Origin of the sequence: Sphingobium sp. LMA1-1-1.1, from assembly GCF_040676365.1 — a bacterium.
Lineage (GTDB): Bacteria > Pseudomonadota > Alphaproteobacteria > Sphingomonadales > Sphingomonadaceae > Sphingobium.
Genome location: NZ_JBEGHS010000012.1, coordinates 515007 through 541325, shown reverse-complemented (window position 1 = coordinate 541325; position 26319 = coordinate 515007). Strand labels below are relative to the sequence as shown.

24 protein-coding genes are annotated in these 26319 nt (G+C 62.9%); 12 read left to right on the top strand and 12 right to left on the bottom strand.

The genetic code is table 11. The features are described 5' to 3' along the window. Positions 1–67: 67 nt before the first annotated feature. Complete coding sequence (locus tag MRBLMA1_RS09870) at positions 68–442, top strand: hypothetical protein (protein WP_363736470.1); 375 nt, start codon at positions 68–70, stop codon at positions 440–442. An 88-nt stretch (positions 443–530) separates the two neighbouring features. On the opposite strand, the gene MRBLMA1_RS09865 is transcribed toward MRBLMA1_RS09870, so the two are convergent. Both MRBLMA1_RS09865 and MRBLMA1_RS09860 read right to left on the bottom strand, forming a co-directional pair. Further along, positions 531–1241 carry an SDR family NAD(P)-dependent oxidoreductase gene (locus MRBLMA1_RS09865; RefSeq protein WP_363736469.1) on the bottom strand — a complete coding sequence of 237 codons (711 nt, stop codon included), beginning with the start codon at positions 1239–1241 and terminating at the stop codon, positions 531–533. After that, a complete protein-coding gene (locus MRBLMA1_RS09860; RefSeq protein ID WP_363736467.1) occupies positions 1238–2182 on the bottom strand; it encodes an alpha/beta hydrolase in 945 nt (314 codons plus the stop codon). Before MRBLMA1_RS09860 ends, MRBLMA1_RS09865 begins: the two co-directional genes overlap by 4 nt. A gap of 199 nt (positions 2183–2381) precedes the next feature. On the opposite strand from MRBLMA1_RS09860, the gene hcaB reads away from it, so the two are divergent. Next, complete coding sequence (hcaB, locus tag MRBLMA1_RS09855) at positions 2382–3215, top strand: 3-(cis-5,6-dihydroxycyclohexa-1,3-dien-1-yl)propanoate dehydrogenase (protein WP_363736466.1); 834 nt, start codon at positions 2382–2384, stop codon at positions 3213–3215. Positions 3216–3244: 29 nt separating this feature from the next. Here hcaB and MRBLMA1_RS09850 read toward each other — a convergent pair whose 3' ends face one another. Both MRBLMA1_RS09850 and MRBLMA1_RS09845 read right to left on the bottom strand, forming a co-directional pair. After that, a complete protein-coding gene (locus MRBLMA1_RS09850; protein WP_363736464.1) occupies positions 3245–3997 on the bottom strand; it encodes an SDR family NAD(P)-dependent oxidoreductase in 753 nt (250 codons plus the stop codon). A 68-nt stretch (positions 3998–4065) separates the two neighbouring features. Next, positions 4066–4929 (bottom strand): SDR family oxidoreductase, encoded by an 864-nt coding sequence (locus MRBLMA1_RS09845; protein ID WP_363736463.1) that lies wholly within the window; start codon positions 4927–4929, stop codon positions 4066–4068. 179 nt (positions 4930–5108) lie between these two features. Between MRBLMA1_RS09845 and MRBLMA1_RS09840 the strand changes: the two genes are divergently transcribed. Together MRBLMA1_RS09840 and MRBLMA1_RS09835 are read left to right on the top strand one after the other, a co-directional pair. Continuing rightward, entirely contained in the window at positions 5109–5969 is an 861-nt protein-coding gene (locus tag MRBLMA1_RS09840) for an SDR family oxidoreductase (protein ID WP_363736462.1), read from the top strand. 136 nt (positions 5970–6105) lie between these two features. Next, positions 6106–6936: an SDR family NAD(P)-dependent oxidoreductase gene (locus MRBLMA1_RS09835; protein ID WP_363736460.1), complete on the top strand. Its 831-nt coding sequence runs from the start codon at positions 6106–6108 to the stop codon at positions 6934–6936. Between the two features lie 12 nt (positions 6937–6948). Here the strand turns inward: MRBLMA1_RS09835 and MRBLMA1_RS09830 are convergent, their stop codons facing one another. Continuing rightward, positions 6949–9255 (bottom strand): arylsulfatase, encoded by a 2307-nt coding sequence (locus MRBLMA1_RS09830; RefSeq protein WP_363736459.1) that lies wholly within the window; start codon positions 9253–9255, stop codon positions 6949–6951. 507 nt (positions 9256–9762) lie between these two features. On the opposite strand from MRBLMA1_RS09830, the gene MRBLMA1_RS09825 reads away from it, so the two are divergent. Further along, positions 9763–10578, top strand: coding sequence for an enoyl-CoA hydratase-related protein (locus MRBLMA1_RS09825; protein ID WP_363736457.1), 816 nt, complete (start codon positions 9763–9765; stop codon positions 10576–10578). A gap of 25 nt (positions 10579–10603) precedes the next feature. Here MRBLMA1_RS09825 and MRBLMA1_RS09820 read toward each other — a convergent pair whose 3' ends face one another. The 5 genes from MRBLMA1_RS09820 to MRBLMA1_RS09800 form a co-directional block, all read right to left on the bottom strand. Further along, positions 10604–12034, bottom strand: coding sequence for an acyl-CoA reductase (locus MRBLMA1_RS09820; RefSeq protein ID WP_363736456.1), 1431 nt, complete (start codon positions 12032–12034; stop codon positions 10604–10606). A 4-nt stretch (positions 12035–12038) separates the two neighbouring features. Further along, positions 12039–13460 carry a hypothetical protein gene (locus MRBLMA1_RS09815; protein ID WP_363736454.1) on the bottom strand — a complete coding sequence of 474 codons (1422 nt, stop codon included), beginning with the start codon at positions 13458–13460 and terminating at the stop codon, positions 12039–12041. Positions 13461–13545: 85 nt separating this feature from the next. After that, positions 13546–14796 (bottom strand): sulfotransferase family protein, encoded by a 1251-nt coding sequence (locus MRBLMA1_RS09810; protein WP_363736452.1) that lies wholly within the window; start codon positions 14794–14796, stop codon positions 13546–13548. A gap of 26 nt (positions 14797–14822) precedes the next feature. Continuing rightward, positions 14823–15575, bottom strand: a complete 753-nt coding sequence (locus tag MRBLMA1_RS09805; RefSeq protein WP_363736450.1) for an SDR family NAD(P)-dependent oxidoreductase — start codon at positions 15573–15575, stop codon at positions 14823–14825. Positions 15576–15633: 58 nt separating this feature from the next. Then, positions 15634–16509, bottom strand: a complete 876-nt coding sequence (locus MRBLMA1_RS09800; protein WP_363736449.1) for an AraC family transcriptional regulator — start codon at positions 16507–16509, stop codon at positions 15634–15636. A 341-nt stretch (positions 16510–16850) separates the two neighbouring features. On the opposite strand from MRBLMA1_RS09800, the gene MRBLMA1_RS09795 reads away from it, so the two are divergent. Both MRBLMA1_RS09795 and MRBLMA1_RS09790 read left to right on the top strand, forming a co-directional pair. After that, positions 16851–18086, top strand: a complete 1236-nt coding sequence (locus MRBLMA1_RS09795; RefSeq protein WP_363736448.1) for a hypothetical protein — start codon at positions 16851–16853, stop codon at positions 18084–18086. A gap of 11 nt (positions 18087–18097) precedes the next feature. Then, positions 18098–19042, top strand: coding sequence for an alpha/beta hydrolase (locus MRBLMA1_RS09790; protein WP_363736446.1), 945 nt, complete (start codon positions 18098–18100; stop codon positions 19040–19042). A gap of 169 nt (positions 19043–19211) precedes the next feature. Here the strand turns inward: MRBLMA1_RS09790 and MRBLMA1_RS09785 are convergent, their stop codons facing one another. Continuing rightward, positions 19212–19589, bottom strand: coding sequence for a hypothetical protein (locus MRBLMA1_RS09785; protein WP_363736445.1), 378 nt, complete (start codon positions 19587–19589; stop codon positions 19212–19214). 69 nt (positions 19590–19658) lie between these two features. Between MRBLMA1_RS09785 and MRBLMA1_RS09780 the strand changes: the two genes are divergently transcribed. After that, entirely contained in the window at positions 19659–20282 is a 624-nt protein-coding gene (locus MRBLMA1_RS09780) for a TetR/AcrR family transcriptional regulator (RefSeq protein ID WP_363736444.1), read from the top strand. A gap of 27 nt (positions 20283–20309) precedes the next feature. Here MRBLMA1_RS09780 and MRBLMA1_RS09775 read toward each other — a convergent pair whose 3' ends face one another. Continuing rightward, entirely contained in the window at positions 20310–21071 is a 762-nt protein-coding gene (locus MRBLMA1_RS09775; RefSeq protein ID WP_363736443.1) for a TetR/AcrR family transcriptional regulator, read from the bottom strand. 209 nt (positions 21072–21280) lie between these two features. On the opposite strand from MRBLMA1_RS09775, the gene MRBLMA1_RS09770 reads away from it, so the two are divergent. From MRBLMA1_RS09770 to MRBLMA1_RS09755, 4 genes are all read left to right on the top strand, one after another. Beyond that, a complete protein-coding gene (locus MRBLMA1_RS09770) occupies positions 21281–23074 on the top strand; it encodes a flavin-containing monooxygenase (protein WP_363736441.1) in 1794 nt (597 codons plus the stop codon). A gap of 92 nt (positions 23075–23166) precedes the next feature. Further along, positions 23167–24192, top strand: a complete 1026-nt coding sequence (locus MRBLMA1_RS09765) for a zinc-dependent alcohol dehydrogenase (RefSeq protein ID WP_363736439.1) — start codon at positions 23167–23169, stop codon at positions 24190–24192. A gap of 44 nt (positions 24193–24236) precedes the next feature. Continuing rightward, positions 24237–25397, top strand: a complete 1161-nt coding sequence (locus MRBLMA1_RS09760; protein ID WP_363736438.1) for an aromatic ring-hydroxylating oxygenase subunit alpha — start codon at positions 24237–24239, stop codon at positions 25395–25397. An 84-nt stretch (positions 25398–25481) separates the two neighbouring features. Next, a complete protein-coding gene (locus tag MRBLMA1_RS09755) occupies positions 25482–26294 on the top strand; it encodes a sugar phosphate isomerase/epimerase family protein (RefSeq protein WP_363736436.1) in 813 nt (270 codons plus the stop codon). The last annotated feature ends 25 nt before the right edge of the window (positions 26295–26319 follow it).

Genomic DNA, 26319 nt, shown 5'->3' with positions numbered 1-26319 from the left:
TGCATTCAGGCAGAGGTAAGGTCACCGCCATGGTGCGACGCAGAAGTGATCGGATGCTATGAGGATATTGGAAGGCTTTTACAGCATAGATTTTGACCCTGAGCTGAATATTGTCCGTCTTTCGTCTTATGGTTTCTGGACGCTTGAGGTCGTCGATCAATTTGCCCGGGACGTGAAGCACGTTCGGTCCATTGTCGGCGCTCACCGTGATTGCCTGATGGACGGTTCCCTATGCGAAGTGCGCACGCCTGAGGTCGCCGATGCCTTGGCCCGTCTGGCGCAGAAGGAGGATCACGTGTTTCTGGGGCGAACGGCCATGGTCATGAGCTCCACCCTGCTCAAGATGCAGAACCGCCGTTTCCTGAAGGACGACCGCTTCGAATATTTCGATAATGAGGAGGCGGCCCTGCAATGGCTCGCTACGGGCGGGCCGGCCACCTGATCCGCCCCCTTCCAACGACCAGAACAGCGATCTGATTAAATCAGATCGCTGTTCTGCATTTCTTGTTTTCCGCGATTTTCGGATCGCTTTATCCGCTGCAGCTGTAGCCGCCGTCGACCGTCAGCAGCACCCCGTTGACATAGCGCGCCGCGTCCGAACACAGGAAAAGGATCGGATCGGCCAGATCTCCAGGTTCGCCGAAACGCTTCATCGGCAATCGCGCGAGCAGCATGGCGGCCCATTGCTTGTTCTCGAACACCGGCTTTGCCATGCCCGTCTGGATCCAGCCGGGCGCGACCGCATTCACGCGGATGTCCGGCGCCCATGCCACGGCAAGCGATTTCGTCAGCTGGACTATGCCGCCCTTGCTGGCGGAATAGGCAGGCGTCCCGGCGCTGCCGAACGTGGAATAGAGCGAACCGACATTCACGATCGCACCCTTGGCCGCCGCGAGCAGATCGCGCGCCGCAAGACAGCAGCGCTGCGTGCCGGTCAGATTGATGTCAAGGATGCGGGCGAAACCTTCGGGCGTGAATTCGCTGCTGGGATCGGCCGCCCCTGCGCAGTTGACGAGCGCGTCGATCCGATCGAACTCGGAGAAGAAGGCCTTGACCGCGTCATCGTTGCGGACGTCCAGCACCTTGGCGCTGATGCCCGCATGGCTCGCCGCGCCGCTGACCTCCTGATCGGAAACGCCCGTTACGACGACTTCATATCCCGCGTCTGCCAATGCCAGCGCGGCGGCCCAACCAATGCCGTCAGGGCGCGCACCCCCGGTGATAACTGCTTGTCTGGTCATGAAACTCTCAACTCCTCGTCGAAAACGCTCTTCAGGCTGGCGGCCATCTCGTCCAGCGCGCCGGCTGCGGCGGGCGATATCTGATAAAAGGTCATGAAGCCGTGGGGCAGATCGCGATAATGGTGGACGGTTACCGCAACATCCGCTGACGCCAGTTTTCGGCCATAGGCAAGTCCCTCGTCCCGAAGCGGATCGAATTCCGCTATGATCAGCACCGCCGGAGGCAGTTGGCGAAGATCCTCGGTCAGAAGAACCGACATCCTGGGATCGTTCCTGTCCATGCCCTCCGGCGCATAATGATTCCAGAACCATATCATGTCGGCTGCGGTGAGCAGGCCGCCGGTCCCTCTTTCGGTGTAGGACGGGCTATCCTGACCACCGCTGGTCGCGGGATAGATCAGCAGTTGCGCCGCCAGTGCGGGGCCCTTCTGGTCGCGCGCCATGACAGCGACGGCGGCTGCCAGGTTGCCACCGGCGCTGTCGCCCGCGACGGCCAGCGGGATGTCGCCCAAGCCCAGTTCGCCCTTGTGCCGGTCCGCCCATTGCAGCGCCGCGTAGCAATCCTCCAGACCAGCGGGGAAGACATGTTCGGGCGCAAGGCGATAATCGACCGCCAGAACGGCGCATTGCGAGCGATTTGCCAAGGCGCGCACGGCCTTGTCGTGGCTCTCGAGGTTGCCTACCACCCATCCACCGCCATGATAGAAGAGGATCAACCCGCGCGGATCGCCTAACGGGCGATAGAAGCGGGCGGCGATCGGTCCTGCCGCGCCGTCGACTTGCAGGTCGCGCACTTCTGCAAGTGCTTCATCCTCGCCGAAATTGAACTGTTCGAACATGGCCCGCACGGCTTCGACCGGGAGCGTCGGAATGGGAGGTGTCTGGGCAAGTCCTTGCAGGACAGGGCCGAATTCCGGCGCAAGGCTCGGTTCTTGGCTCATGATGGAGGCCTCTGGAACAGTGACAGGAAAGACAATCATGTAGGAAAAGGATGCCAGGCGGGGCGACGTCTGACCAGACTAGGTCAAGGGCCGCTCGTCCTGCTACTTCCCCACTGCATAATCGGTATTGCTCCGGACGCCGTCAGGCGCGGCGAGGCCGGCGCGCCAAGCGAAACTTGCGTTGAACGGGAGAAGGTCGATGGGTTGGCTTCAAGGCGATGTGGCGCTGATCACGGGTGGCGGCTCCGGACTGGGGCGGGCTCTGGTCGAACGTTTCCTGGAGGAAGGCGCGCGCGTCGTCGTCCTTGAATATTCCCCTGACAAGGCCAGCGCGCTCGAAAAGGATTTCGGCGATAAGGTCGCCACCGTCGTCGGCGACGTGCGCTCGATCGCCGACAACAAGAAGGCGGTGGCGCTCGCCGTCGAGAAATTCGGGAAGCTCGATATATTGGTAGGCAATGCCGGCATCATGGATTTGCCCGCCATGCTCCTCGACCTGCCGGAGGACAAGTTGGACGCCGCGTTCGACGAGGTGATGGGCGTCAATGTCAAAGGCTATATACTGGCCGCCTACGCAGCCGCGCCAGAACTCAGGAAGACCAAGGGCAGCATGGTCTTCACGGCGTCCTCCGCATCCTTCATTCCCGGCGGCGGCGGCATTTTCTATACGGCCTCGAAGCATGCCGTCGTCGGCCTGGTCCGCGAACTGGCCTATCAGCTCGCGCCTGAGGTCCGGGTGAACGCCGTCGGCCCCGGCCCAATGCGGACCGACCTGCGCGGCAGCAAGGCATTGGCGCCACAGGATTATGTATTTTCGCCGCAGACGCAGGAAGTCGCCGATATGGTGTTTCAGGCTTTTCCGCTCAAATGCGACGACCCGGCGGATTATACCGGTCTTTTCGTAACCCTTGCGTCCCGCCGCAATGCGGCGACGACTACTGGCGAAGTCATCAATGCTGCGGACGGCCTTGGGATACGCGGCACGACCTTCCTGACCGGAGCGCATTTCAAGAAGGGCTATGTCCACACCTGACCCGGATATGGGGTTCCGCGGCAGGCTGTTCAGATGGTCCGCCCTCCATCGGCGACGATGATGGCGCCCGTCACATAGCTGGCAAGATCGGATGCCAGGAACAGGACCACATGGGCGATCTCCTCCGGCGTGCCCAGCCTTCCCATGGGGATCGTCCGCATGAAATCCGGGTCAAGGGGCGCCCCGTCGATCAGCGGCGTCTGGATGACCCCCGGACAGACGGCGTTGCAGCGGATGCCCGTGGCAGCATATTCGACCGCGACGGCGCGCGTCAGCTGCGACAATGCCGCCTTGGCCACCGCATAGGCGCCGATGCGCGGTTCGGCGTGAAAAGCCGCGATAGAGGATGTGTTCACGATCGAACCGCCCCCTTGGGCCGTCATGACGGGAATGGCACGCCGAACGGCGCGAAAGGCCGATGTGACGCCAAGGTCCATGGCATGCTGCCATTGGCCGTCGGATATGTCGGCCGCCAGCGCACCGGCATCCTCGCCCCTCCACGGGGCATAGCCGTTATTGTGCAGGAAATCGATCCGGCCATGGCGCGCCAGCGCTGTGTCGATCATCCCGTCTATCATCGCCGCATCGCCAAGGTTGCAGGGAACGAAGTCGGCCTTGCCACCCGCCGCCTGGATGTCCTGGACGATGCCCTGTCCTCGTGTCCCGTCCAGATCGGCGATCACGGCCGTTCCGCCATGGGCTGCGAAGAGCCGAGCGACCGCAGCGCCAATACCCGAAGCGCCGCCTGTGATGACGGCCACCCTGCCGTCGAAGCGGATCATCGCCTAACTTCCGGCGCGTTGGTGCCATGCGTTCGGGGCAGAGGTAATGTGGCGCGGAACACGCGGCATCATCCTGCCGTCTCAAGCGAGGAAAGGCGCGCGCTGATGTCCCAGAGCCGCTTGGCCCCTTCCTCGCTCTGCGCCGCTGGCGATGGTTCGACGCGTTTGCGCTCATGGAAATAGCCGCCGGATGGCAGGGCGCGATCGCGGTCCATCGCCAGCCAGACGATCGTGTCCGCGCCCTGCGCCGATGTCAGCGCCTCCCCGCTCTTTTCCGCCGCCGCATAATAGGTCCGGGTCTCTACGCCCGCGCTTTCGGGAAAGCGTGAGGCGACAAGTCCCGGATGGACGGCGCTGGCGACGATGCCGTCTGCCGCATGGCGTGCCGCCAGTTCGCGCGTGAACAGGATGTTCGCAAGTTTGCTCTGCGCATAGGCGGTGATCGGGAGGAAAGAGATTTCCATTTGCAGATCGTCCCAATGCAGATCGTCGATCATGCTGTGGCCGATCGAGGATACCGTGATGACATGGGGAACGGACGAACGCTTCAGTTGGGGAAGCAGATCGAGCGTGAGGATATATGGCGCCAGATGGTTCACCTGGAACATCGTTTCCAGCCCGTCGGCTGTCACATGCCTTGTGTCGAGCAGGCCCCCGGCATTGTTGACCAATATGTCGATCCGGTCGACAATTTCCGCGATGCGGGCGGCCGCGGCATGGGTCTGGGCGATGGATGAGAGATCGGCATTCACCCATTGCGCGGTCAGGCCCTCGGCTTCGAATTCTTTCGCCGCGCTGGTGATCCGTGCCTCATCCCTGCCCAGCGCAATGACCCGCATCCCCTCCCGCGCCAGCGCGCGCGCCGTTTCCAGCCCGATGCCCGATGTCGCTCCCGTCACTACCGCAACCGGCTTGTCGCCTGATCCTGTCATATATGCCGTCCATCCATAGGCTGTTTTCAGCCCATGATAGAAGGCAGCCTGCCTGTGATCATCGTCTGGTTGGACAACCGGCCTCATTGCGGGCCTGTCGTCCGAACGGCTGATGCCGCCGGTCCGGCGGTTGCTAGGCGAAATGCTGCAAGGCGGATATTTTCAAAGAGAGATGGCGAATGACTGATGTGGCTGTGGTCGTGGGCGTTCGGGGTTTTGGCGTTGCATGTGCTCGCCGGCTTGGCGCGGGCCGGCATCTGCTGGTCGCGGACGTCAGCGCCGACGTGCTGGAGCAGGTGACGGGCGATCTGCAACGCGAAGGCTATCGCGTGACGCCCACGCTCGTGGACGTGGCCGATCCCGCGTCGATCGACGCGCTGGTGGCGGAAGCGACGCGGATCGGGCGACTGCATGCGATGGTGCACACCGCGGGCGTATCCCCGCGCATGGCGACGCCGGAGAAGATTTACGCCGTCAATCTGCTGGGCACGATCAACGTCATCAACGCGTTCCTGCCCATCGCAGTGGAGGGAAGCGTGGGTGTCGTCATGTCGAGCAACGCGGCCTATTATGCGCCGGTGCCGCCGGAGGTGGAGCGGATATTGGCCCTGGGATCGGCCGAGGAGATGCTGGCGAGCGTGCGCACCGTTCCTGGCTGGGACACGGGCCTGGGCGCCTATTGGCTTGCCAAGCGTTCGAACCAGCTGCGCGTGCAGGCCGCCGCTGCCGAATGGGGCCGAAAGGGCGCAAGGATCCTGTCCGTCAGCCCCGGCATCATCTCCACCCCCATGATCCATTTCGAGCGGGACGCCGGAGCGCCCGTGGATAAAACGGTGTCCAATGTGCCCGTCGGCCGGATCGGCGTGTCGGAGGATATTGCGGCGGCCGTCGCCTGGCTTTGCGGTCCCGAAGCGAGTTTCGTGACGGGCACCGACCTGCTGGTCGACGGCGGCATGATGGGCGCGCTCAAATGGTCCGGTATGACGACCGAAGATCCGCAAAGCGCGGCCGGGCAGGTGCCCGGTCCCAGGGAGAGCTGACGACCGGTATGGCGTCCGCTGGGTCTGAACGAGCCGTCGGCGGGCGCTTTCCATCGGCGATGTCTGAATGGACGAGCGCCGGACACGCATGGCGGCCTATTGTCCCGATCGTTGGAGAGACCGAAGGAGATCATGAATGGGCGTCGCCAAATCATCGCGCGTCGGCGGAAAGGTGGCCATCGTCACCGGCGCTGGATTGAACGAACGCGGTCTCAACATCGGCGGCGCTACAGCGCGGTTGCTGGCCAGTGAAGGGGCGCGGGTCCTGGTCGCCACGCGGACGGGCCGCGACGGCGACGCCCTGGCGGACCTCATCCGTTCAGAAGGCGGGGAGGTGGTGGCCTGCACGTTCGACCAGGGTGACGAGGCATCCATTCGGGCGGTGATCGACGCGGCGCTGTCGGCCTTTGGCGGGATCGACATTCTGGTGAACAATGCCGTCGCCGTCCTGCCCGACGATACGGATCTTCTCGGCACGAGCGTCGAAACCTGGGAACGGGTTTTCGATGTCAACGCGCGGGGCGTTTTCCTGTGCACGCGAATGGCGCTGCCCCATATGCTGGAACGCGGCGGCGGGTCGATCGTCAACATCTCGTCCGGTTCGGGCGTGAAGGGGGACGTGACGCGCATTGCCTATGGTCCCTCAAAGGCTGCGATCAACAGCTTTACCCAATATGTCGCGACCATGTACGGCAAGCAGAATATACGCTGCAACGCCATCACGCCCGGTCTTGTCCTGTCGTCCAAGGCCAGGCGCGACGTCACGCCGGAAGCGCTGGAAATCTTCGAAAAACATACGCTGACGCCCTATCTTGGCGAACCTGAACATATTGGCTGGCTTGCGCTGTTTCTCGCATCGGCCGAGGCTGCCTTCATCACCGGCGCCATCATTCCTGCCGATGGCGGCTTGCTGGCGCATCAGACCTACAGCGCGGATCTGGGGGCGGTGATGCAGGCAGGCGCATGATCCGGTCGATCCCTATTGCCGCCGCGCGCCCGGCGGTCCGGGCGTCACTTCCAGCCTGCGGATTTCGCCCGTGAAGCGATCCGGCGCTCCAGCCGCTTCATTGACCGGGCCGCCGCTGTCCAGGCCAATGTCGAATGTCTCGCCCGGTGCCTCCTGCACGACAAGAGAGCGTTCCAGCCGCCGTTCTGCGACCGGCGCGCCATTGACGGCGATGCGAACCAATCCACCCTTGCCATATCCGCCGCCGTCATAGTCGAAGTCGAAGGAGAGGCGAACCGTCGATCCCGGCTGAAGGACGGTGGGCGCCGCGAGGCGGAATAGATCTTCCGGCAAAGGGGTCAGCGCATGGCGGACCACAGGATGGCCGTCCTCGATGCCGAAGCTCCACCCGCCCATAAAGCTGCCCAGCGCGGCGATCACGCCATTTCCCGCTATGACATCCGCTGTCAGCGTGAAGGCGCGTCCGGTGATCGGTGGCGCGACGTCGGAGGGCAGGCTGATATCCTTGCCCCAGAATATATAGCTGCTCCGCGGTTTGACATAGGCGCGCGCCGAAAGGCCCGATCGCGCGGCGTCCGTACGGTCGTTGATCGGAAAGACCTTGTAGCGCGCGGCCTCAACATCAAACGCCTTGCGCATCCGGGCCAGGATGGCCGGTTGCGAGGCCGCCAGATCCCGTGTCTGGTTGAAGTCGGCGGCGAGGTCGTAAAGTTCCCAGCGGTAGCCAGGGGCGAGGTTCACGTTGGCGTCGGCGCCAAAACCCATTTCCCACGGTTTGCGTTCGGGACGGGTATTGGCCAGCCAGCCATGATCATAGAGGGCCCGGTTGCCCAGCATCTCATAATATTGCGTCGTGCGGCGATCCGGCGCTTGAGGGTCGGCGAAGCTGTAGGTCATGTCGATGCCGTCGACCGGCTGCTGCGCGACGCCGTCGACGATGTCGGGCGCCTTTATCCCGGCGGCATGGAGAATGGTCGGAAAGACATCGATCACATGGTGATACTGGCTGCGCATGCCGCGATCGGTAATCCGTGAAGGCCAGGAGAAAACGGCGCCGTTGCGCGTCCCGCCCAGATGGGAGGCGATCTGCTTGTAATAGGGGAAGGGCGTGCTCATCGCGAGCGCCCAGCCCGTGGAGTAATTGCTGTGGCTTCGGGGGCCGCCAAGCTGGTCGATCTGCCGTCCATGCTCTGCCAGCCCCAGTCGCCGGTTCGCTATCTCCGTTGCTTCGCCGATCGCGCCGGCAGGGGAAGCGGCGCTGTCCGGTCCATTGTCACCTTCGATGAAGATGACGAGCGTATTGTCGTTCAGGCCCATGCGCCGCAACTCATCGACGATCCGGCCGAACTGCGCGTCCTGAAAGGCAAGCTGGGCCGCGAACACTTCCATCTGCCGCTGCTGGAACGCTCGCTCCTCCATCGACAGGTTTTGCCATGCCGGTATATAATCGGGCCTGCGGGGCAGTGATGTCCGCGCCGGGACAAGGCCCATCGCCTTTTGCCGCTCAAGGGTCTCTGAGCGGAGCTTGTCCCAGCCTTGCGCGAATTGTCCGTGGAAACGTTCGATCCAGTCGGCGGGCGCCTGATGTGGAGTATGGGCGGACCCCGGCGCGAAATAGATGAAGAACGGCTTGTCCGGCGCCGCCGCTTTCTGCTGATGAATCCAGTCTATGGCCTCGTCGGCGAGCCGTTGGTCAAGGATTCGGCTCGGCGGTTTTTCGTCGATGACGCGGCTTGTGTCGCGATAGAGCGTCGGGCGCCATTGATCCGTGTCCGATCCTATGAAGCCGAAGAAGTGATCGAACCCCAGCTTCGTGGGGAAATAGTCATAAGGCCCTGACGAACTGAACGGTCCCTTCGGTATGTTGTGATGTTTGCCGAAAAAGGCCGTGTTATACCCATTGTCCTGCAGGAGACGGGCAATAGTGGCGGCGCTTCGCGGTATCATTGCATCATAGCCGGGCGCGCCGAGGGCAAAGTCGGTCAGGGTCCCGGTGCCCACGGCATGGTGGTTGCGGCCGGTCAGCAATGCGGCCCGCGTCGGGGAACACATGGCGGTGGTGTGGAAGCGGTTGTACCGCAATCCATTCTGGGCCAGCCGCTCCAGATTGGGGGTTGGAACCGGGCCGCCAAAGGCCGAGGCCGCACCAAAGCCGACATCATCGGTGAGGACGAGGAGAATATTGGGGGCGCCCACGGGTGCGGTCGGGATCGCCGGAAAGGCGTTGGGAAGCGGTGCGGAAGCCATTCCAGCATCGGTAGATGGCAGCACCGTGCCGCCCAAAGCCGGGACCGCATGCACAATCAGCGCGAGGAGCATGCAGCGCCTTCTCACTCGACCAAATCGGCTCGCCATCTTTCCTCTCCTCATTTTCGTTGTAGTTTTCAGGGCGGCGGCGCACGTCAAACCCATGAACGGACTAGGAAAGCGGGAAGGAGCATCGGACTATGATCCGCGCCTACTGTGGTGGATGTGAAATACGCCTTATTATAGCGGTCAGGTGGGGAGCGTATTTCAAATCAAAAAACACACTAGAATCCTATATCTGCTAGTGACCTCGATGAGTCTGTAGTTCGTTCAACGCCTACGCAGCAGTGGACGAACTTCAGATTCGGGCCACTAGTCGCAAACGACGATGTGGCGCGCTGGCCCGTTCGTCAGGATCGCCGGCAATGGAAATAGGGTGGTGCAAATGACGACGGCTTCGCGGGCAGGCGGTGTGATCTCTTCCGGACAGATTCGGAGGCAATTTTCAGATTGCGCGCCAGCAGCCCCCATCGCATCTGTGGAACGGCTATGGCGATCGGCCGGTGGACGGAGCATCCTGTGACATCTTCCTCTGACCCGATCCATGGCGAGCATATGGATGCAGGGCCCATAAAGGTCGAGCGGCTGGGCCGCGTCACCCGCATCACAATGGATCGGCAGGCGCGGCGCAATGCGCTGGACCGGGCGGCGCAATCCGCCCTTTCCGATGCGCTCGACGCTTTTGCCGCCGATGACGAGCAATGGGTGGCCATCCTGACGGGCGCCGGCGACGCGGCCTTCTCCGCCGGCTTCGACCTGAAGACACCGCCGCCCAAGGGCAGGGATGAACTCCTTCCCGGGGGGTTCGGCGGGCTTACCGCGCGGTTCGACATGGACAAGCCGATCATCGCGGCCGTCAACGGGCTCGCGTTCGGGGGCGGGTTCGAAATGGCGTTGGCCTGCGATATCATCGTCGCGGCGGAGCATGCCTCTTTCGCGCTACCGGAAGTGAAGGTCGGGATGGCGGCGCTGGGCGGGGGCGTTCTGCGTCTGTCGCGGCAGATCCCCTATCACCGTGCCATGGGCCTGATCCTCACGGGAAAGCCCGTGTCCGCGATCGAAGCGCGCGAGATGGGTTTCGTCACCGACGTCGCACCGGCCAGCGAGCTGGCTGACCGGGCGATGCGGTGGGCGCAGGATATCGTTGCCGCCGCGCCTCTTGCGGTACGGGCCTCCAAGCGGGTGGCGCTGGATTGCGCAGCCCTGCCTCTGGAGGATGCGGAACGGCGGCAATGGTCGCTGCCCGCCACAAGGATCCTCGCCGGATCGGAGGACGGAAGCGAAGGACCACGCGCATTTGTCGAGAAGCGCGCGCCGATCTGGAAAGGCTGCTGATCTGCGGCCCAGCGGGAGCGCCCGCTCAGGCCGCTGTCGCTTCCTCCTCCACGATCCAGCGGCACATGCGCCGCCATGGCTCGATCGCGTCCTGGATGCCGTGGTTGGGCATGCCAACGGCGTTGCCAAGGGTCACGAGGCGTTGCGCGCCGTGAATCGCAAGCTGGTCGCGCAGCCGGCGCTTCAGGCTCTCGGGCCATATACCGATGGTCTGGGTATAGCTGGTGACGGCCTGCACGGGGGTCTCGACGTCGTCCACCGGCACCAGATTGAGCACGCGGTTGGCGAGCAGCGGCGCGAAATCCACCGGTTCTTCCATCTGCGACATGATGACCGCACCCTCGACGCCGCCGCCAATGACCTTGTACCAGTCATCGCCGCCCACACGCAGCGCGCTCACCTCATCCGCCAGGGCCGGGTCCATGCGCACGGCGGGGCCTGAAATCTGCGGGGGCAATGCCTGGATTGCGTCATATACAAGTTGCCCGAGGCGATTGAGCCGCTCCAGTCCCGCCTTGTCGGTGCCGCTTTCGACCCAGACGACGCGCGCATTCACGCAGCCTTCCTGGTTGAGGCCGCCGCCGTCCAGCGCGAGCGCCCCTGCCACCCGCGTCAATGTTTCCTCGTCGGCGAAGGCCTCGCGCCCGATGATCGTCGAGCTCAGCTTGGGGTCCAGCGCGACCAGCTCTATGCCTGGCTGCACATATTTGGCGATATGCTTGATCGACGCCATGCCGCCCCACGCGATGATCTTCTCGATATTGCCGGACGTGTAGAGCTTTGCCTCCACGCGCTCGTCGCCGCCCTTCCAATAGGCGACGCTGAGGTGGCGCGTCAGCGGATGATCGGGCGCCATGTCGATCATCGTCCGGGCGATCGCCGCCGCGGTCAGCGGATCATTGCTCGGCGTCTTGATGATCGCGTCGCTCCGCGTGATGGCGTTGCGGGCGACAGTCAGAAGCGACGTGCCCGGCGCGTTGCCCGCCACGATATGGACTGCGCGCGCGCCGAAGGCGCGGATCCGTGCCGTCACCGGCCCCTCCAGCGGCATTTCGACCCAGTTCTCAAGATAATCGATGCCGATGGAATTTTCGGCTGCCTCGCGCAAGGCGGCGGGATCGAGCATCCTGTCCATATTATCGTACATGGCGCGCAGGATGTCGGCGCCCAGCCCCGATGTATGGCAGGATATCCGGAATGCCTCCTCCATCCATGGATTGCGGGAGGGAGGCAGACGGCTTCCCAGTTCGCCCAGATAGTCGAAAATCTCCTCCATCCTCAGGGAGTGGAGGTCGCTCATGCTGCTGGGCGTGGACAGGGCAAGCTTGCCCAGATGGGCCGCCACATCGGGTGCGGTAAAGCTGATGCCCCCGCCGCGCCCGCCATGCGACACGCCATCCTCTTCGATTACTTCGCCCCGGATGACCAGCGGCACGCGAAAACCATGATCCGTCATTTTGTCAGTCCATTTCCGCGAGGAAAGCGAGCGCATTGTCGTGCGCCTGCGGGGCGCCGGCGCATGTGATCTTGTCGTCGCCGCCTTCCTTCTCGCTATAGCGGCGAATGTCGGAGTCGAGGAACGGACCGTCCAGTCCGCATGCGCATCGGCCAAAGGTCATCGTCACTTCGTCTCCGCTGACAATGCCGCCCCAGCGCGTCTCGATCGACAGGTCGATGACGCCGAAACGTCCCGTATGCGTCCCGCTGCGCGGAGCGGGCTGGCCGGTTTCCGGATCGAGCAGGAACAGCAGCATCCAGGGAAGGGCATGATATTTGCCCTCGCTGCATTTCGGCATGAGCGCTGTCATCTCGCTCATGCCGTACAGTTCATTGAGCATGGATATGCCGAGAAACGCCGGAATGGTCTCCCTGTACCCGTCCGGAAGGGTCGCGCCCTTGGTGCCGCCCGCGCACAGGAACAGGCTGTCCGGCGCGAAGATGCCGCCTACGCCGCGCTGCCCGCCCGCTTCGGCCATTTCATGATACATGGACCAGTTGCCGGACATCATGACCCGCTTGCCCGCCAGTCGATCGAATATCTCGTCGAAGAAGCGGGCGCGGCGTGCCGGCCCTTCCTTCTGGGCAGCAACGAAGTCGTCCAGGCGGTTCAAGATCGCGGGCGAGACCTGCGAACGGCCCAGTTCGCCGCGATTGCCCGCGGCGGCAAGGCGGCCCGCCAGCGACAGGACATCGGCGCTCAGCCGGCCGGGATTCATGGCGACGATCATCGCGTCGTCACCCTGGTAGAGATCGTGCAGCAGCGCTTCGACCATGGCGCCATAGCCATTGTACATGATGCGGTTGCCCAGGACGATGGTGGGAACCTGGTCCAGTCCGGTCGGTTCGGGCTGGCCAATTGCCTGCTGCGAGAGGCGTCCGGAACGAAGCTGGCGGCTCGCCTCCGCCGGGCCGCGCGGCAGGAAGGACAATTTTCCGCTGGTGCCGGTGGTGTGGATGATCCGCACGCCCGCATCGCGATTGACCGCGTCCAGCCAGTCGTCGATCGATTCGACGCCGCTCGTCTGGACATCGGAAAGGTCGACCGTGGTCAGATTGGAGAGCCACTGGGTCAGCCGGTCGTAACGGTTCTTTTCGATCAGCGAGACCGGATAGGATTTGTAGACGGAATGTTTGAACAGCAGCGCGGCGGCGTCGTTCAGGGTCGCGATTTGGGTAATGCCCTGTTCCGCGGCGAGGTTGCGCAGGGCCGGAAGATGCTCCCGCAGTTCCTCAAACCGCTTGCGCACGGCCTGAAGCTGGATGCGCGACACCTCTTCCGCTGGCATGGAGAGGCTGGCGTCCAGGGGTTGCCAGAACATCTCCTCGGGATGCTCGTCGAACGACGCGGCGTTCACCACGCGTGATATGCCGGCTTCTGCCAAGATTCGATCCTCTCTCCTGTGCCTCAAAGGGCAAGAACTCCTGTCTCCCCCACTCGCGGTCATCCGCCCATGGCGCATCGTCTGTTCAGAGTATGCTTGGGGAAAGGGGACCGGTGGAAAGCGAATTGGGGGCCGTCACGAACCGATCGCTGTAGAACCGGAATCTTTCGGCAAGGGCCGTTGGTTCCAGACCAAAATCCTCTTTCAACCGATATTCCAACTGTCCGTGACGGTCGCGGGAATGATCGGCGATGTAGCTCTGCATCACCTGTTCCGCCTGCCCGGTCAGCGCGAGTCCGGCCATGGCGTAGATCCGGCGCACCGTGCCGATCTGATCCGACATGAAATCGCGGAAACGGACGTCGACCGCGCGGTCAGGCGGCAACAGGTCGCGATCGCGCACGCAGGCGCGCAACAGCCGCTCGATCCGGTCCACCCAGTAATTGGCGACTTCCCCCGGATTGACCTTCAGCCGCCGCAAGCGGTCGATATAGCAGTTCATCGTCAGGCAGGAGGCGACGACGTCGACCGGGTCGCGATGGGTCATGACGATGGTCGCGTCGGGAAAGGCCGTCATCAGCGGCCCGAGCTGTTCCAGATGTCCCGGCGATTTCAAGATCCAGCGTTCCGGGCCGCGCAGCCAGGTCAGCACCTGAAGCACCTTGCGCAGGTAGAGGTAGCTCGAAGTCTGGTCGTGGGAGAGATAATGGTCCCGCCAGCGATAGGGCCGGGAGATCCATTCGATCATGTAGGAGGAAAAGTCGAGCATCTGCAGCTCGATCTCTTCATGGATATGGGTCGGGCTGAGTTCGTGAACATTCTTCTGGAACGGCAGCAAGGCGTCGAGGCCCGCCCAGGACGCCTCGGTATCGGCGAGCCGGGTGTCAGGGACACCCTCGGCGGGGACCGGCATCAGCGATTCCCAATAGGGCATGGATCGCAGCCTGTCGTCCGACGCCATCAGGTTGACGAGATGCGTCGTGCCTGTGCGCGGCATGCCCAGAATGATGATCGGCCGGTCAATCCTGACATCCAGTATTTCCGGATGCCGGGCGATCATATGCTCGACACGAAGCCGGTTGGCCGCATAGCGGACCATGTCGTTGAAGAATAATGTGCGGCCAAAGGCGTTGAGACCGTCCTCGTCGGCGCTGCGCAGCATGATGTCGAGTCGAGGGAGAAAATCCTCGCGGCCGAAATCGGAAAGGCCGGTCATCCTGCGCGCCGCGTCCAGCACGGCGTCCCGCGTCAAGATGACGGGCTGGCCCTCGGCAGCCTGAAGCGCGGCGAGTGCGGCCGGCGTCTGCCGGGGCGAAGCGAGATCATCGATATACAAATGGACCTCCGTATCGAATGGCGCGGTCAGGCGATGGAAAAGCCACCACACACGGGGATGGTCTGGCCGGTCATGAAGCTCGCGGCAGGACTGGTGAGGAACAGGACCGGTCCCGCAATTTCCTCCGGCCGGCCAAAGCGCCGCATCGGGGTGCGGGCTATCAATGGCTCCATCACCTCGGGCACATCCTTCACATGGTCGAATATCCGGGTCTGGACATTGCCGGGCGCAATCGCATTGACGCGAATATTGTCGGCGGCCCAGGCGATGGCCAGTGTCTTGGTCAATTGCACGATCGCTGCCTTGGCCGCGCCATAGCCGGGCACGGCGTCCATCCCGAAATAGGAGGACAGGGAGGCGAGGTTCACGACGCTTGCGCCGCCGGGCATGGCGCTTCTGGCGAGGACGGCGTGCAGCGCGTGCGCCAGCCGATAGGGCCCAAAAAGGATGATGGAGACGGCATCCTCGAAGATGTCGGGTTCATAGCGCCTTTCGAACCCGCCCGGATGGGATTCCCCTGCATTGTTCACCAATATGTCCAGCGCGGGCAGGCCGGCCGCGATCGCGGCACAGGCGACCGGATCGTTGGCGATCATGGGGAAATAGCCAAGGCCGCTGATTTCGTCACCATAATCGGCCGATCGGGACCTGCGCCCAGTCACGAACACGCTGGCGCCGGCATCGCGATAGGCGCGGGCAATGGCGAGGCCGATGCCGGCCGTCCCGCCGGTCACCAGGACCGTCCGTCCGGAATAATCGAATCTGCAAATCTCAGCCATGCTCATGTCACTCTCCCCGGATCGTCTTCTATCAGCATGGGCGCGGGAAGGGTGGCGATCAGTCCATTCCTTCGGCCATTATGTCGCGGATCGGACTCGAACATCCTGCCCGGCGCTGAAAATCGCGGGGCGTCATTCCGGTTTTACGGCGGAAAGCCGCGGAAAAGGCGCTTGTGGAGGCGAAACCGCACAGGCCCGCCACCTGCTTGATCGGCATGGAGCACGCCGATAGCAATGCGCAGGCCCGGTCCAGACGGATCTGGGCGATATGGGAAAGGACGGAAGAGCCCATGCTCGTTCTGAATGCCCGAAGCAGATGCCGTGGCGATATGTCAACAAGCCGGGCCAGGGCAGACACGCTGGGCGGGGGGCCATCGGTTTCGCGCACCGCTTCCTCGATGCGCCTGATCTGCCACGGCGCGAGGCCGCCGCGAGCCCTGGCCTGGCGAGGCGGCTGCGTGCGCTGGCTGCGCGTGAAATCGACCAGCAGGGTCGCAATCAGCGCTTCGATGAGCGCAGGCGCGGCGAAGCCCGGCGTGACGACTTCATGGGCAAGCCTGTGCATCGTCCGCGCGAGGGCCGGTTCGCGAAGGTCCAGTGCGGGCGGCAGATGTGCGACCGGGAGCCGCATGCCTTCGCCAGTCCAGTCGTCCGGCATGGAACACATCAGTAGCCTTTGTCGTCCTCCCGCATTGCGGCAGCGCATTTCCGACCCGGCCGGGCGGAACAGCATTCGTCCCACGGGCCGGAAATCCGGCCCGCCGCCCTCGCCATGGAAGCGCGCGACCGATCCATCGGGAACGCGGGAAAGAGACAGCCCGAAAACCGCCGCGTCAGCGCCCAGAACATCGTCGAGGGGAGTGGGCCAATGATAGTTGCGTATCTCCACCATCCCGGCCGGGGACGAAAAACGGGCTTCGGTCGTAAAGGACATGGCGGCATCTCCCTTTGCCAGCGGCGGCCGCTCCTGCCGAATCGCGCCAGCGTCATCTTGCCTCCCGCAGAGAACATATTGCGGGCAGCGACGGGAGCCGCAGCCGATCGGACTAGTGTGGTGGATTTGAAATACGCCTCATTCCAGCGGCTCGGTGGGGAGCGTATTTCAAATCCAAAAACCACAATAGAATCCTATATTTGCTAGTGACCCTGATGAATCAGAAGTTCGTTCAACGCCTACCCAGCAATGTGACGAACTTCTGATTCGGGTCACTAGGCGGGAATAGAGCCAGTGCGGCCAGACTGAGCGGCCGGCACCGGATGCAGGGAGGACATGGCATGGAAGCAGGACTGGAGAGAAGGGCTGGCGAACGGCTGCTGACGGGGGACGCCTGGAACGACCTGTGCGATGTTCTGAAACAGGCGGGACGTGTGATCGACCAGTTCGGCGACGAGGTGAATGAACTCGACCGGACGGAATGGTACAGGTTCCTGTCCCGCCTGGTCCGGCATGGTTTCCATCGCTATGTGGAAAATTCCGAACCGGAAAGACCCCGGCTGCTGGACACACCATGGCGCCAGGGGATCAACTTTCAGTCCCCTGATCAGGACCATCTGATCGCCGAATTTTTCGACGGCGCGCACGACTATCGCGTCGCCGGCAATCGCGGCACGATTCCCTATTTCGTCATGGCCGCGTGGGAGGGTGCCTTTCCGGCCGATCACGGTGCGCGCAACTGGGCGGAGGAGGGTGTTGACGGATTGAAGATGTTCGATCCCGCCGTGATGCGAGCGACGGCCTTCATCGCGAGCGACCAGATCCAATTCGATGAAGCCGGTAATTTCGAAGTCATCGTCAGCAGGGAGAAGCCGCCGGGCGGCGGCGCCTGGCTTCCGATCACCGGCTCCTCCGTGGGGATATTGGTGCGGACGCTCTATCATCTGCGCGAGGAAACGATCTCGCCCTCCTTGCGGATCGAACGGCTGGACGGCGGCATGCCTCGCCCGCTTCGCCCCGCGGAGCTGAGCGCCGGGCTGGCGAGGGCCGGGCAGATCACCCTGGGATATGCCGAGCTGGTCCGCCGCTGGTGGCAGGACAATTTCGACGGCCAGCCGAACCGCCTGTTGTTCGACCTGACCCTTTATCTTGCCAATGGCGGCGTGGCAGACCGACACCATGGGTTCGGCACGTGGGAATGCGGCGCGGATGAAGCGCTGGTTGTCGAGTTCATACCGACGCCCTGTGACTACTGGATCCTCCAGCTGTGCAACATGTGGCAGGAAAATCTCGACAATTATGAGGATGGCGGCGGATATTTGCAGAAATACCGGGCACATTGTGAAGCGGACGGATCGGTTCGCGTCGTCATCGCGCATCGCGATCCCGGGATCGGCGGAAACTGGATCGATCCGTTCGGACATGTGCATGGCGGCTGGAGCCTGCGCCTGATCCGGACGTCGGGCAGCCCGCCGGGGGTTCTCGTCAGGCGCGTCGCGCTTGCCGATTTGCAGGCGGTTGGCCTTGCCTGCCTGGATGGGATTGAGCCAATAGTCAGCGGCGGCCTGGCCGTCTGAGGGAGGGACAGATGTCTGAGACGAAGCTGGACACAGCCTTTGAACCCATTCTGGCGATGCTGGCGGCCGCGCCTCCGGTATCCAGCCTGGCGCCGGAAGAGGCCAGGGCATTGTGGGCCGATGCGGACATGGGCGAGAAGGAAGCGGTCTGGCGCGTACGCGATATGGATGTGCCCGGCGCGAGCGGCGCCATAGCCGCGCGCTTCTATTGTCCTGCGCGTCCCACTGCGTTCATCCTGTATCTGCATGGCGGCGGCTGGGTGCTGGGCGATCTGGCGCAGCATGATCCCGCCATTCGCGCTTTCGCCAACAGGACCGGGGCGGCGATCCTCTCGATCAACTACAGGCTGGCGCCCGAACATCCCTTCCCGGCTGGCCTGGACGATGGCTATGCTGCGTTGAAATGGTGCCACGCCCATCGGGACGAGCTTGTGGGCGCCGCAGCCCCGCTTCTGGTGGCGGGAGACAGCGCCGGGGGCAATCTGGCCGCGGTCCTGGCCCTGGAGGCGCGCAACCGGGGCGGACCCCCGGTCCACGGGCAACTGCTGATCTATCCCGCGATCGATGGCCGTTGCGATACGCCTTCCTGGCGGGAGAACGCCCACTGCCCGCTGCTCACCAGCAGGGACATGGCATGGTACTGGAATCAGTATGCCGGGCAGGGGGATCGGCGCGATCCCCGTCTTTCGCCCTGTGAGGCACGCGATCATGCGGGTCTGCCCCCCGCTGTCCTGGCCATTGCCGGGATCGATCCCCTGCGCGATGAAGGCTTGAATTATGCCGACCAGCTTGCCCGCGCCGGAAACGAGGTGACCGTCCTTCGCTATGCCAGCTTGCCGCACGGATTTTTCAACTTCGCGCATGTCTCCGACCGCGCGGCCATGGCCTTCGACGAAATAGCGGCGGCGACGCGCCGATTGATCGCGGCCACGCCGGACTCAACGGCGGAGGGGTAGGCGGGGCATGCTCTATTCAGGGCCGTCATCAGTTGTATGACGCGGACTGCACCGAATATAGCATGGATATCAGGACGTCTTGCCGGCGATCGAACCGATCGCCGGCAAGACGTCGCTGCAAACAAAACTACTGGATCGACGATCTCATCCAATCGGATCGAAATCGGCTCTAAAACTGATCGATCTCCTTGCGCGTCAGCGAGCTGACCAGCCCCTTGTCGCTGGCGGCCAGCTTGTCGAGGGGAATGCGGATCAGATGTCCGTTATAGATGATCGCGGCCGTGCCGTCGGCGACGTCATCTACGCGGCCGATCCGGCGGCCATCGGCCGAAAAGACCCAGGCGCCGCTCTTCACCGATTGACCCGTTTCCGGAGTCTGGGCGGAAACAAACGCCGGGCTGGCAAGGACGACCAGTGCGGTGGCAAGCGCGAAACGAAAATGCATATCGATCACCATCTTGATTGGGGGGCAAAAGCGCGTTGATTGGCTGCTTTGCGCAACGACTAAAGCGCCGCAGAAAAATTGTCGAGTCTGATTCGAAAACATTTGCGATCTGTATTCGGTAATGTTCCATGATAACGGTTTCCAAGGTGAAATATAAAGGATGATGACCAAGTGAAGAGGCAGGCGCGAAGGCATTCGGCGGAAAGGCGCTCCTCGGGCCGTCCCAAGACGCTTTCGCGGGATGCGATCGTCGACGCTGCCTGCGCCATCGGACTGGAACGGCTGGAAATGGCGTGCGTGGCCGAACGCCTAAATACAGGCGTGGCGACGCTATATGGCTATGTGAAAGGGCGAGAGCATTTGCTTCAACTCGTCGCCGATCGGCTGGCGATGAAGGCTCTTGCGGTTGAGGCGGGCACAGACTGGCGTGTCGTGCTGCGGCAGCATGCGGAAATGTGCTATTCGACCTTCCGGTCCGATCCGGCGCTGATCTGCAATCTGATCGAAGGACGCGGGGACGACGAGGAGATCGTCTATGGCCGCAAGCTCGTGGCACTGCTCGAAGCCGGGGGCCTGAAACGGCCGTCGGCGGTTGCAGCCTATATAGAGGCGAACCAGGTCATTATCGGCGCAGCCGTGATGTTGGCGCGCCGCCATGTTCTTGCCCGCCACTCCCTGGATGAAGAGGGCAATCCGGTCCCGCTGCCGTCAATATTAGGCGATTATCGGCCGGCGCTCGAAAGGATCGTCAAATCCGTTGCGGAGCATGGCGCGTCATCGGCCGCGCCGGATTGACGCCGTCGGTCGGCCTTCTGTCCGCCATCAGCGTCGCGCGTGCACCCCGTAAAGGAATGTCTTGACCGCGGCGGCCACCCATTGGCGCTGCTCTTCCAGCGTATGTCCGCTGTCGCCAAAGAGATAGTCGATGCTGCTGGTCGTCAGATGAAGAAATTGCTGGGCCGCGCGGGCATGGTCTTCGACGGTGATGACTCCTTCCAGGGCCTGGCGCTCCAGATAGTTTACCAGTGGCTCCAGCGCATATTGCCGGAACGAAAGGCCCTGGCGGGCCAGCGCAGGCATGCGTTCTGCTTCCATGACGAGCAGCCTGGAAATGGTGCGCGAGTCAGCGCCCATGGCATCATTGTAAAAGCACATGCCAACGCCATAGAGCGTGTCCCAGATGGGCTCTTCGTTTTCTATTACCTCAGCCAGCAGCGTTCTGAGCCGCGTACATGTATGTTTGGCCAGAACTTCCAGTAGTTGTTCCTTGGTCTGGAACTGGTTGTACACGGTCCGGCGCGAAACTTCCGCCCGCGCGGCAATGCTGGCTACGGAACTGGCGTGAAATCCCCGTTCGGTAAATTCGGTCATCGCTGCGCGAAGAATGACATCCTTGATTTCCGCCGCCCTGGCGCGCGTAGGTCTGCCAGCACCCCGGCTACGTTCTGCAGCACGATGCAAAACTTTCTGTTCCCCCGTCTGACGGTCAATATTCGACGTTAACATCCGACAAAAGCCCCGACAATCACGAAATACCACCCTATTTTGCAGACGGACGTCTGCCGAATGGGCAATATTGGTCAATATCGGGCCATAGCGGGTTTCGATTGGATCGTCCTAGCGCGATCGGACGATATCCGCCAAAAGCCTTCTCCGGATTGCGCCCCACTGCCTGCCCGCCACCATTTGTATCCCCTGTCCGCACGGACGATGCCGGGGCCGCGATCGCCGAATAAGCGGGGCTGGGAGAATGTCGGGCGCGCTGCCTGCAACTTGACTGAGAGATGAGGAAAATGGCGGATAATACCGGTGGCTTTACCTTCGATCCTGACGCCCTGCTCAAGAAATACAGGGAAGAACGCGACCGGCGCCTGCGCTCCGACGGCACCGCGCAATATGTGAAGATGGAAGGCGCGCTGGCGCATTATCTGGACGATCCCTATGCCGAGCGCATCGAGCGCGCGCCCATTGAGGAGGAGCTGGAGGTTGTCATCCTGGGCGGGGGCTTTGGCGGGCTGCTCGCGGGTGCCCGGCTGAAGCAGAATGGCGTTTCCGACGTCCGCATCGTGGAAAAGGGCGGCGATTTCGGCGGCACCTGGTACTGGAACCGCTATCCTGGGGCGGCCTGTGACGTGGAATCGTTCATCTATCTGCCGCTGCTTGAGGAAACGGGCTATATGCCCACCGAGAAATATGCGCGCGCGCCGGAGATTTTCGAGCATTCCAAGCGGATCGGCCGGAAATTCGATCTGTATGACAAGGCCCTTTTCCACACCCAGATCATGGAGGCGCGCTGGAACGAGGAACGCGGGCGCTGGCTGATCAGCACGGATCGGGGTGACCGCCTCTGGGCGCGGTCCTTCATCATGGCATCCGGCCCTCTTCAGACGCCCAAGCTGCCGGGCGTGCCAGGCATAGAGACCTTCAAGGGCCACAGCTTTCACACCAGCCGCTGGGACTATGACTATACCGGCGGCGACGCGCTGGGTGGCCTCGACAAGCTGAAGGACAAGAATGTCGCGATCATCGGCACGGGCGCGACCGCCGTGCAGTGCGTGCCCCATCTCGGCGCGGCGGCGAACGAACTTTATGTCTTCCAGCGCACGCCCTCATCGATCGGGTACAGGAACGATCATCCAACCGACCAGGCATGGTTCAAATCGTTGACGCCCGGCTGGCAACAGCGCCGGATGGACAATTATACGGCGGTGGTCATGGGCATTCCCTGTCCCGAGGATCAGGTCGACGACGGCTGGACGAAGATGATCCACGCCGTCATGAGCAAAGCCACGCCCGACATGACGCCCCAGCAACTGGGCCAGATGTTCCAGATGGCCGATTTCGCCTATATGGAATCGGTACGAAAGCGGATCGACGATGTCGTGAAGGACAGGGACACGGCTGAGGCCCTCAAGCCCTGGTACAATCGGCTTTGCAAGCGGCCCTGCTTCCACGATGATTATCTGGACAGCTTCAACCGCCCCAATGTGCACCTGATCGACACGGCGGGGCATGGCGTGGAACGGATCACCGAAGATGCGCTGATCGTCCAGGGCAGGGAATATAAGGTCGATTGTCTCGTCTATGCGACGGGCTTCGAACTGGCCGCCTATAATAATGACGCGGTCATGCCCGTCATCGGCCGGAACGGGTTGACGCTGGGCCAGAAATGGCACGACGGCGCGACGACGCTGCACGGCATGCTCGTCAACGGCTTCCCCAATCTCTTCATCCTGAGCACCACCCAGACCCCTTGGGGGCCGAATTTCCCCCACATGATGAACGAACAGGCGCGCCATATCGCTTATATCATTGCGGAGATGGGCGCGCGCGACCTGAAGACGGTCGAAGTCGCGGAAGATGTGGAGCGCGCGTGGGTACAGTTCCACGAGGACAATGCTGCCGCTGTCATCGAACAATGGGCGGAATGCACGCCCAGCTTCTGGAATGACGAAGGCAAACCGTCCCGCAAACTTGTCCGAAACGGGTCTTTCGGCGGCGGCCTGTTCGCTTTCGTGAAGATATTGGAGGATTGGCGGGCTGCCGGCGCCTTGGAGGGGCTGGTCGCGGACCGCGAGATCGCGTGAAGCGCGGCAGGCGCTACCTTTCGCCTGGCCGGGTTACCCGGCCGGGCATCCGCCGTCCGCGTCGCCAGCCGATCGCCGAATGAAAGGTTCCTATGCGCGCAGTCCTTTTCAGACAGGTCGGCCAGCCGCTTGCGGTCGATGAAGTTGCCGATCCGGCACCGGCGGCAAATCAGGTTCTTGTGAAAGTCGCCCGTTGCGGCATTTGCGGGTCCGATCTGCACATGGCGGAGGGGCATGGCTATGTGCCGCCCCCCGGCACGATATTCGGCCATGAAATCAGTGGCGAGGTTGTCGAGGTCGGACGGAGCGTCGAGGGGGTCGTGGCGGGTGACAAGATTGCCGTCATGCCGATCTTCGGCTGCGGCCATTGTACCGCATGCAGCCAGGGCATGCCGGCCCGCTGTGCATTGATGCAGTTCACGTCAGGCGGCTATGCCGAATATGTCGCGGTCGATCCGACTTCCGCCATTCGATTGCCATCCACGGTGTCCCTCGACGATGCCGCACTGGCTGAGCCTCTGGCGGTCGCGCTTCATGGCATCGTCGCCGCGCGGATCATGCCGGGCGATGTGGTGACGATCGTGGGCGCGGGGCCGATCGGCCTTGCCGCTCTCTTCTGGGCCCGCCATTTTGGTGCCGCCCGGACCTATGTGATCGAAAAAGTCCCTGAACGTCGGGCGATCGCCGAAAGGATGGGGGCGACCGGCGTCTTCCTGCCCCAGGCGCCCTCCGGCGGCGACGGCTTTGCCCGCCATTATGGCGAATTGCCCATGGGGGAAGCGGCCGATGTGGTGGTCGAATGCGTCGGCCGCCCCGGCCTGCTCATGGCGTCGGCGGCCTATGCGCGGCATGGCGGACGGCTGGTTTCCCTTGGCTATTGTTTTGGCGATGACCCCATCGTTCCGGCTGGCCTTGGCATGCGCGAATTGCAGCTCCATTTCCCGCAGCTCTATACGCGCGGTGAGTTTGAAATGTCGGTCAATGTGCTGGACGCGGGAGCTGTCGAGCCGCGCCACATGGTGACCGATACGGTGGGGCTGGATGCCGTGCCGGAAATGTTCGAGGCTCTGCGCACGTCGCCGCGACAGTGCAAGGTGTTGATCACGCCATTCCCATGATGCGGACGGCCAGCCCGGACCGCCGCAACATACAGGAGGAGGATATGGACAAGGCGATACAGATCGGCCTGGCCAAACGACTTCTCGCCCATGCTGAGGCGAAGACGACGGATGCCGCCGAAAGCCAGATGCGCGTTCCGGTCACCGATTATTTCGACCGGCGGATCTGGACGAGCGAGGTCGAGAAAATCTACAGGCAGCAGCCTCTTGCGGTCGCGCTCTCCTGCGAATTGCCGGACGCCGGGTCGTTTCTGTCCCTGACGATCCTGGACACGGCCGTTCTCATCACCCGCACGGCAACGGGATTGCGGGCTTTCCTCAATGTCTGCCGCCACCGCGGCGCGGTTGTTGCACCGGAAAATTGCAGCGGCCGGCAAACGCGATTTTCCTGCCCCTATCACGGATGGACATATGATAATGAGGGACGCCTGCTGGGCGTCGCCGATGCCGCCACTTTCGGCCCGGTGGACCGGGCCAGCCGCGGCCTCACGGAACTGGCTGCCGCCGAACGATCGGGCCTGATCTTCATCGTCCTGACGCCCGGTATCTCGTTCGACATCGGCCAGTGGATGGCCGGCGCGGACCGGCATATGGGGCTGGAACAGCGGCTTGCCGATTATCGTTTGGTCGGATCGCGAACCGTGCAGGCCGCCAATTGGAAGCTGGTCGTCGAAGGACATCTGGAGGCGTATCATTTTGCGCAGTTGCATCGGGACAGCGTTGGCCGTTTCATGGTGTCGAACTGCACGGCGCTCGACCGCTTCGGTCCGCATATCCTGATCACCTTCTGCCAGAATTCGATACACCGGCTGCGCGACATTCCGGAGGCGCAATGGGAGCCGCTGAGAGAAGACATGATCAACCCCCAATATCTGATGTTTCCGGGCACGATGGTGACGATATGGGATTCGGCGATCATTGCGCAGGTTATCCAGCCAGGGGCGGAGCCGGGCAGTTCCGTCAGCCGGCTGGTCTACGGCGTCAAAAAGGATCTGGCCGACAATGATCTGGCGGCCGCACAGGCCGAGACGATGCTGGATGGCGTGGCGAAGCTGGTCGCGGACGAGGATTATCTGGCCAGCTTCCAGATCCAGCGCGGCCTCGCCAGCGGCGCGCAGGATGCGATCCTCTTCGGCCGCAATGAACTGGGGCCGATCTTGTTTCATGAAAATCTCAGGCAGCAAATGCCCTTTGCCGCCGAATAGCCGACAGATGAGGGCGGTCCGGAATGAGGAAAGCAGGATGATCGATGCGTTGAAACCAGCCGTAACGAAGTTCAGGAGGGCATTGTGAGCGGCCGGGACTTCTGCCTGGAGCCGCTCGGCGTGCCGGAGTTGAACGGAGCCAAGCTCGTTGACGCGGCGGCGCAGGCAGGATTTCGCTTCGTCAGCATCTTTGCCCATGCGCCAACCCCCGAAATGCAGGTCGATGAGGTCGTTGGAGACCTGGGAAAGCGGCAGGAGATGCTTGCCCGCATGAAGGAGACGGGCGTCGGCCTGCTCAATCTGGAATGCTTCAACCTGACGCCTGAGGCGGACCCGGAAAGTTTCCGCCGGGCGCTGGAATGCGGCGCTGCGCTGGGGGCGCGTACGGCGACGGCGATCGTCTGGGAGAATGCGGATCGGGCCGACGCGTTGACCAAATATCAGCGGACCTGCGACATGGCCGCGGAACATGGCATTCGGGTCAATGTGGAATTCTTCGCGGCATGCAGGAGCCTGTATGGGATTGCCGCCGTTCGGGATTTCGTTCGCGATGCCGGCCGAACCAATGGCGGCATCGTTCTCGATATATTGCACCTCATGCGAACGAGTGGCGGCCTGCTGGGGCTGGATGGGATCGATCCGGACATGGTCGGATCGATCCAGATTTGCGACGGGCTGGCAAAGCCGCCGGTCGATGCGCTTGACGAGGCGCTCAACCGGATGTTGCCGGGAACGGGGGAATTCCCGATCCGGGCCATGCTGGACTGGGCGCCGGCCGATCTGGTGATCGGCGTGGAAGCGCCACAGGCCGCCCTGTTCGGCAAGGTGCCGCCAGAAGAGCGCGCCCTGTCCATGTATGAGGCGGCTGCGCGCGCGGCTTGCGAACCCGGATCATAGTTGACCCGTACATATTGCGGGCTGG

What these genes read in the sequence shown, in the direction of transcription:
- MRBLMA1_RS09845 (WP_363736463.1), bottom strand. Translation starts at nt 4,929, where the DNA reads ATGACAGGATCAGGCGACAAGCCGGTTGCGGTAGTGACGGGAGCGACA.
- MRBLMA1_RS09795 (WP_363736448.1), top strand. Translation starts at nt 16,851, where the DNA reads ATGGAAGCAGGACTGGAGAGAAGGGCTGGCGAACGGCTGCTGACGGGG.
- MRBLMA1_RS09805 (WP_363736450.1), bottom strand. Translation starts at nt 15,575, where the DNA reads ATGGCTGAGATTTGCAGATTCGATTATTCCGGACGGACGGTCCTGGTG.
- hcaB (WP_363736466.1), top strand. Translation starts at nt 2,382, where the DNA reads ATGGGTTGGCTTCAAGGCGATGTGGCGCTGATCACGGGTGGCGGCTCC.
- MRBLMA1_RS09800 (WP_363736449.1), bottom strand. Translation starts at nt 16,509, where the DNA reads ATGTCCTTTACGACCGAAGCCCGTTTTTCGTCCCCGGCCGGGATGGTG.
- MRBLMA1_RS09865 (WP_363736469.1), bottom strand. Translation starts at nt 1,241, where the DNA reads ATGACCAGACAAGCAGTTATCACCGGGGGTGCGCGCCCTGACGGCATT.
- MRBLMA1_RS09760 (WP_363736438.1), top strand. Translation starts at nt 24,237, where the DNA reads ATGGACAAGGCGATACAGATCGGCCTGGCCAAACGACTTCTCGCCCAT.
- MRBLMA1_RS09765 (WP_363736439.1), top strand. Translation starts at nt 23,167, where the DNA reads ATGCGCGCAGTCCTTTTCAGACAGGTCGGCCAGCCGCTTGCGGTCGAT.
- MRBLMA1_RS09850 (WP_363736464.1), bottom strand. Translation starts at nt 3,997, where the DNA reads ATGATCCGCTTCGACGGCAGGGTGGCCGTCATCACAGGCGGCGCTTCG.
- MRBLMA1_RS09770 (WP_363736441.1), top strand. Translation starts at nt 21,281, where the DNA reads ATGGCGGATAATACCGGTGGCTTTACCTTCGATCCTGACGCCCTGCTC.
- MRBLMA1_RS09840 (WP_363736462.1), top strand. Translation starts at nt 5,109, where the DNA reads ATGACTGATGTGGCTGTGGTCGTGGGCGTTCGGGGTTTTGGCGTTGCA.
- MRBLMA1_RS09830 (WP_363736459.1), bottom strand. Translation starts at nt 9,255, where the DNA reads ATGCTCCTCGCGCTGATTGTGCATGCGGTCCCGGCTTTGGGCGGCACG.
- MRBLMA1_RS09835 (WP_363736460.1), top strand. Translation starts at nt 6,106, where the DNA reads ATGGGCGTCGCCAAATCATCGCGCGTCGGCGGAAAGGTGGCCATCGTC.
- MRBLMA1_RS09790 (WP_363736446.1), top strand. Translation starts at nt 18,098, where the DNA reads ATGTCTGAGACGAAGCTGGACACAGCCTTTGAACCCATTCTGGCGATG.
- MRBLMA1_RS09860 (WP_363736467.1), bottom strand. Translation starts at nt 2,182, where the DNA reads ATGAGCCAAGAACCGAGCCTTGCGCCGGAATTCGGCCCTGTCCTGCAA.
- MRBLMA1_RS09820 (WP_363736456.1), bottom strand. Translation starts at nt 12,034, where the DNA reads ATGACGGATCATGGTTTTCGCGTGCCGCTGGTCATCCGGGGCGAAGTA.
- MRBLMA1_RS09785 (WP_363736445.1), bottom strand. Translation starts at nt 19,589, where the DNA reads ATGTTTTCGAATCAGACTCGACAATTTTTCTGCGGCGCTTTAGTCGTT.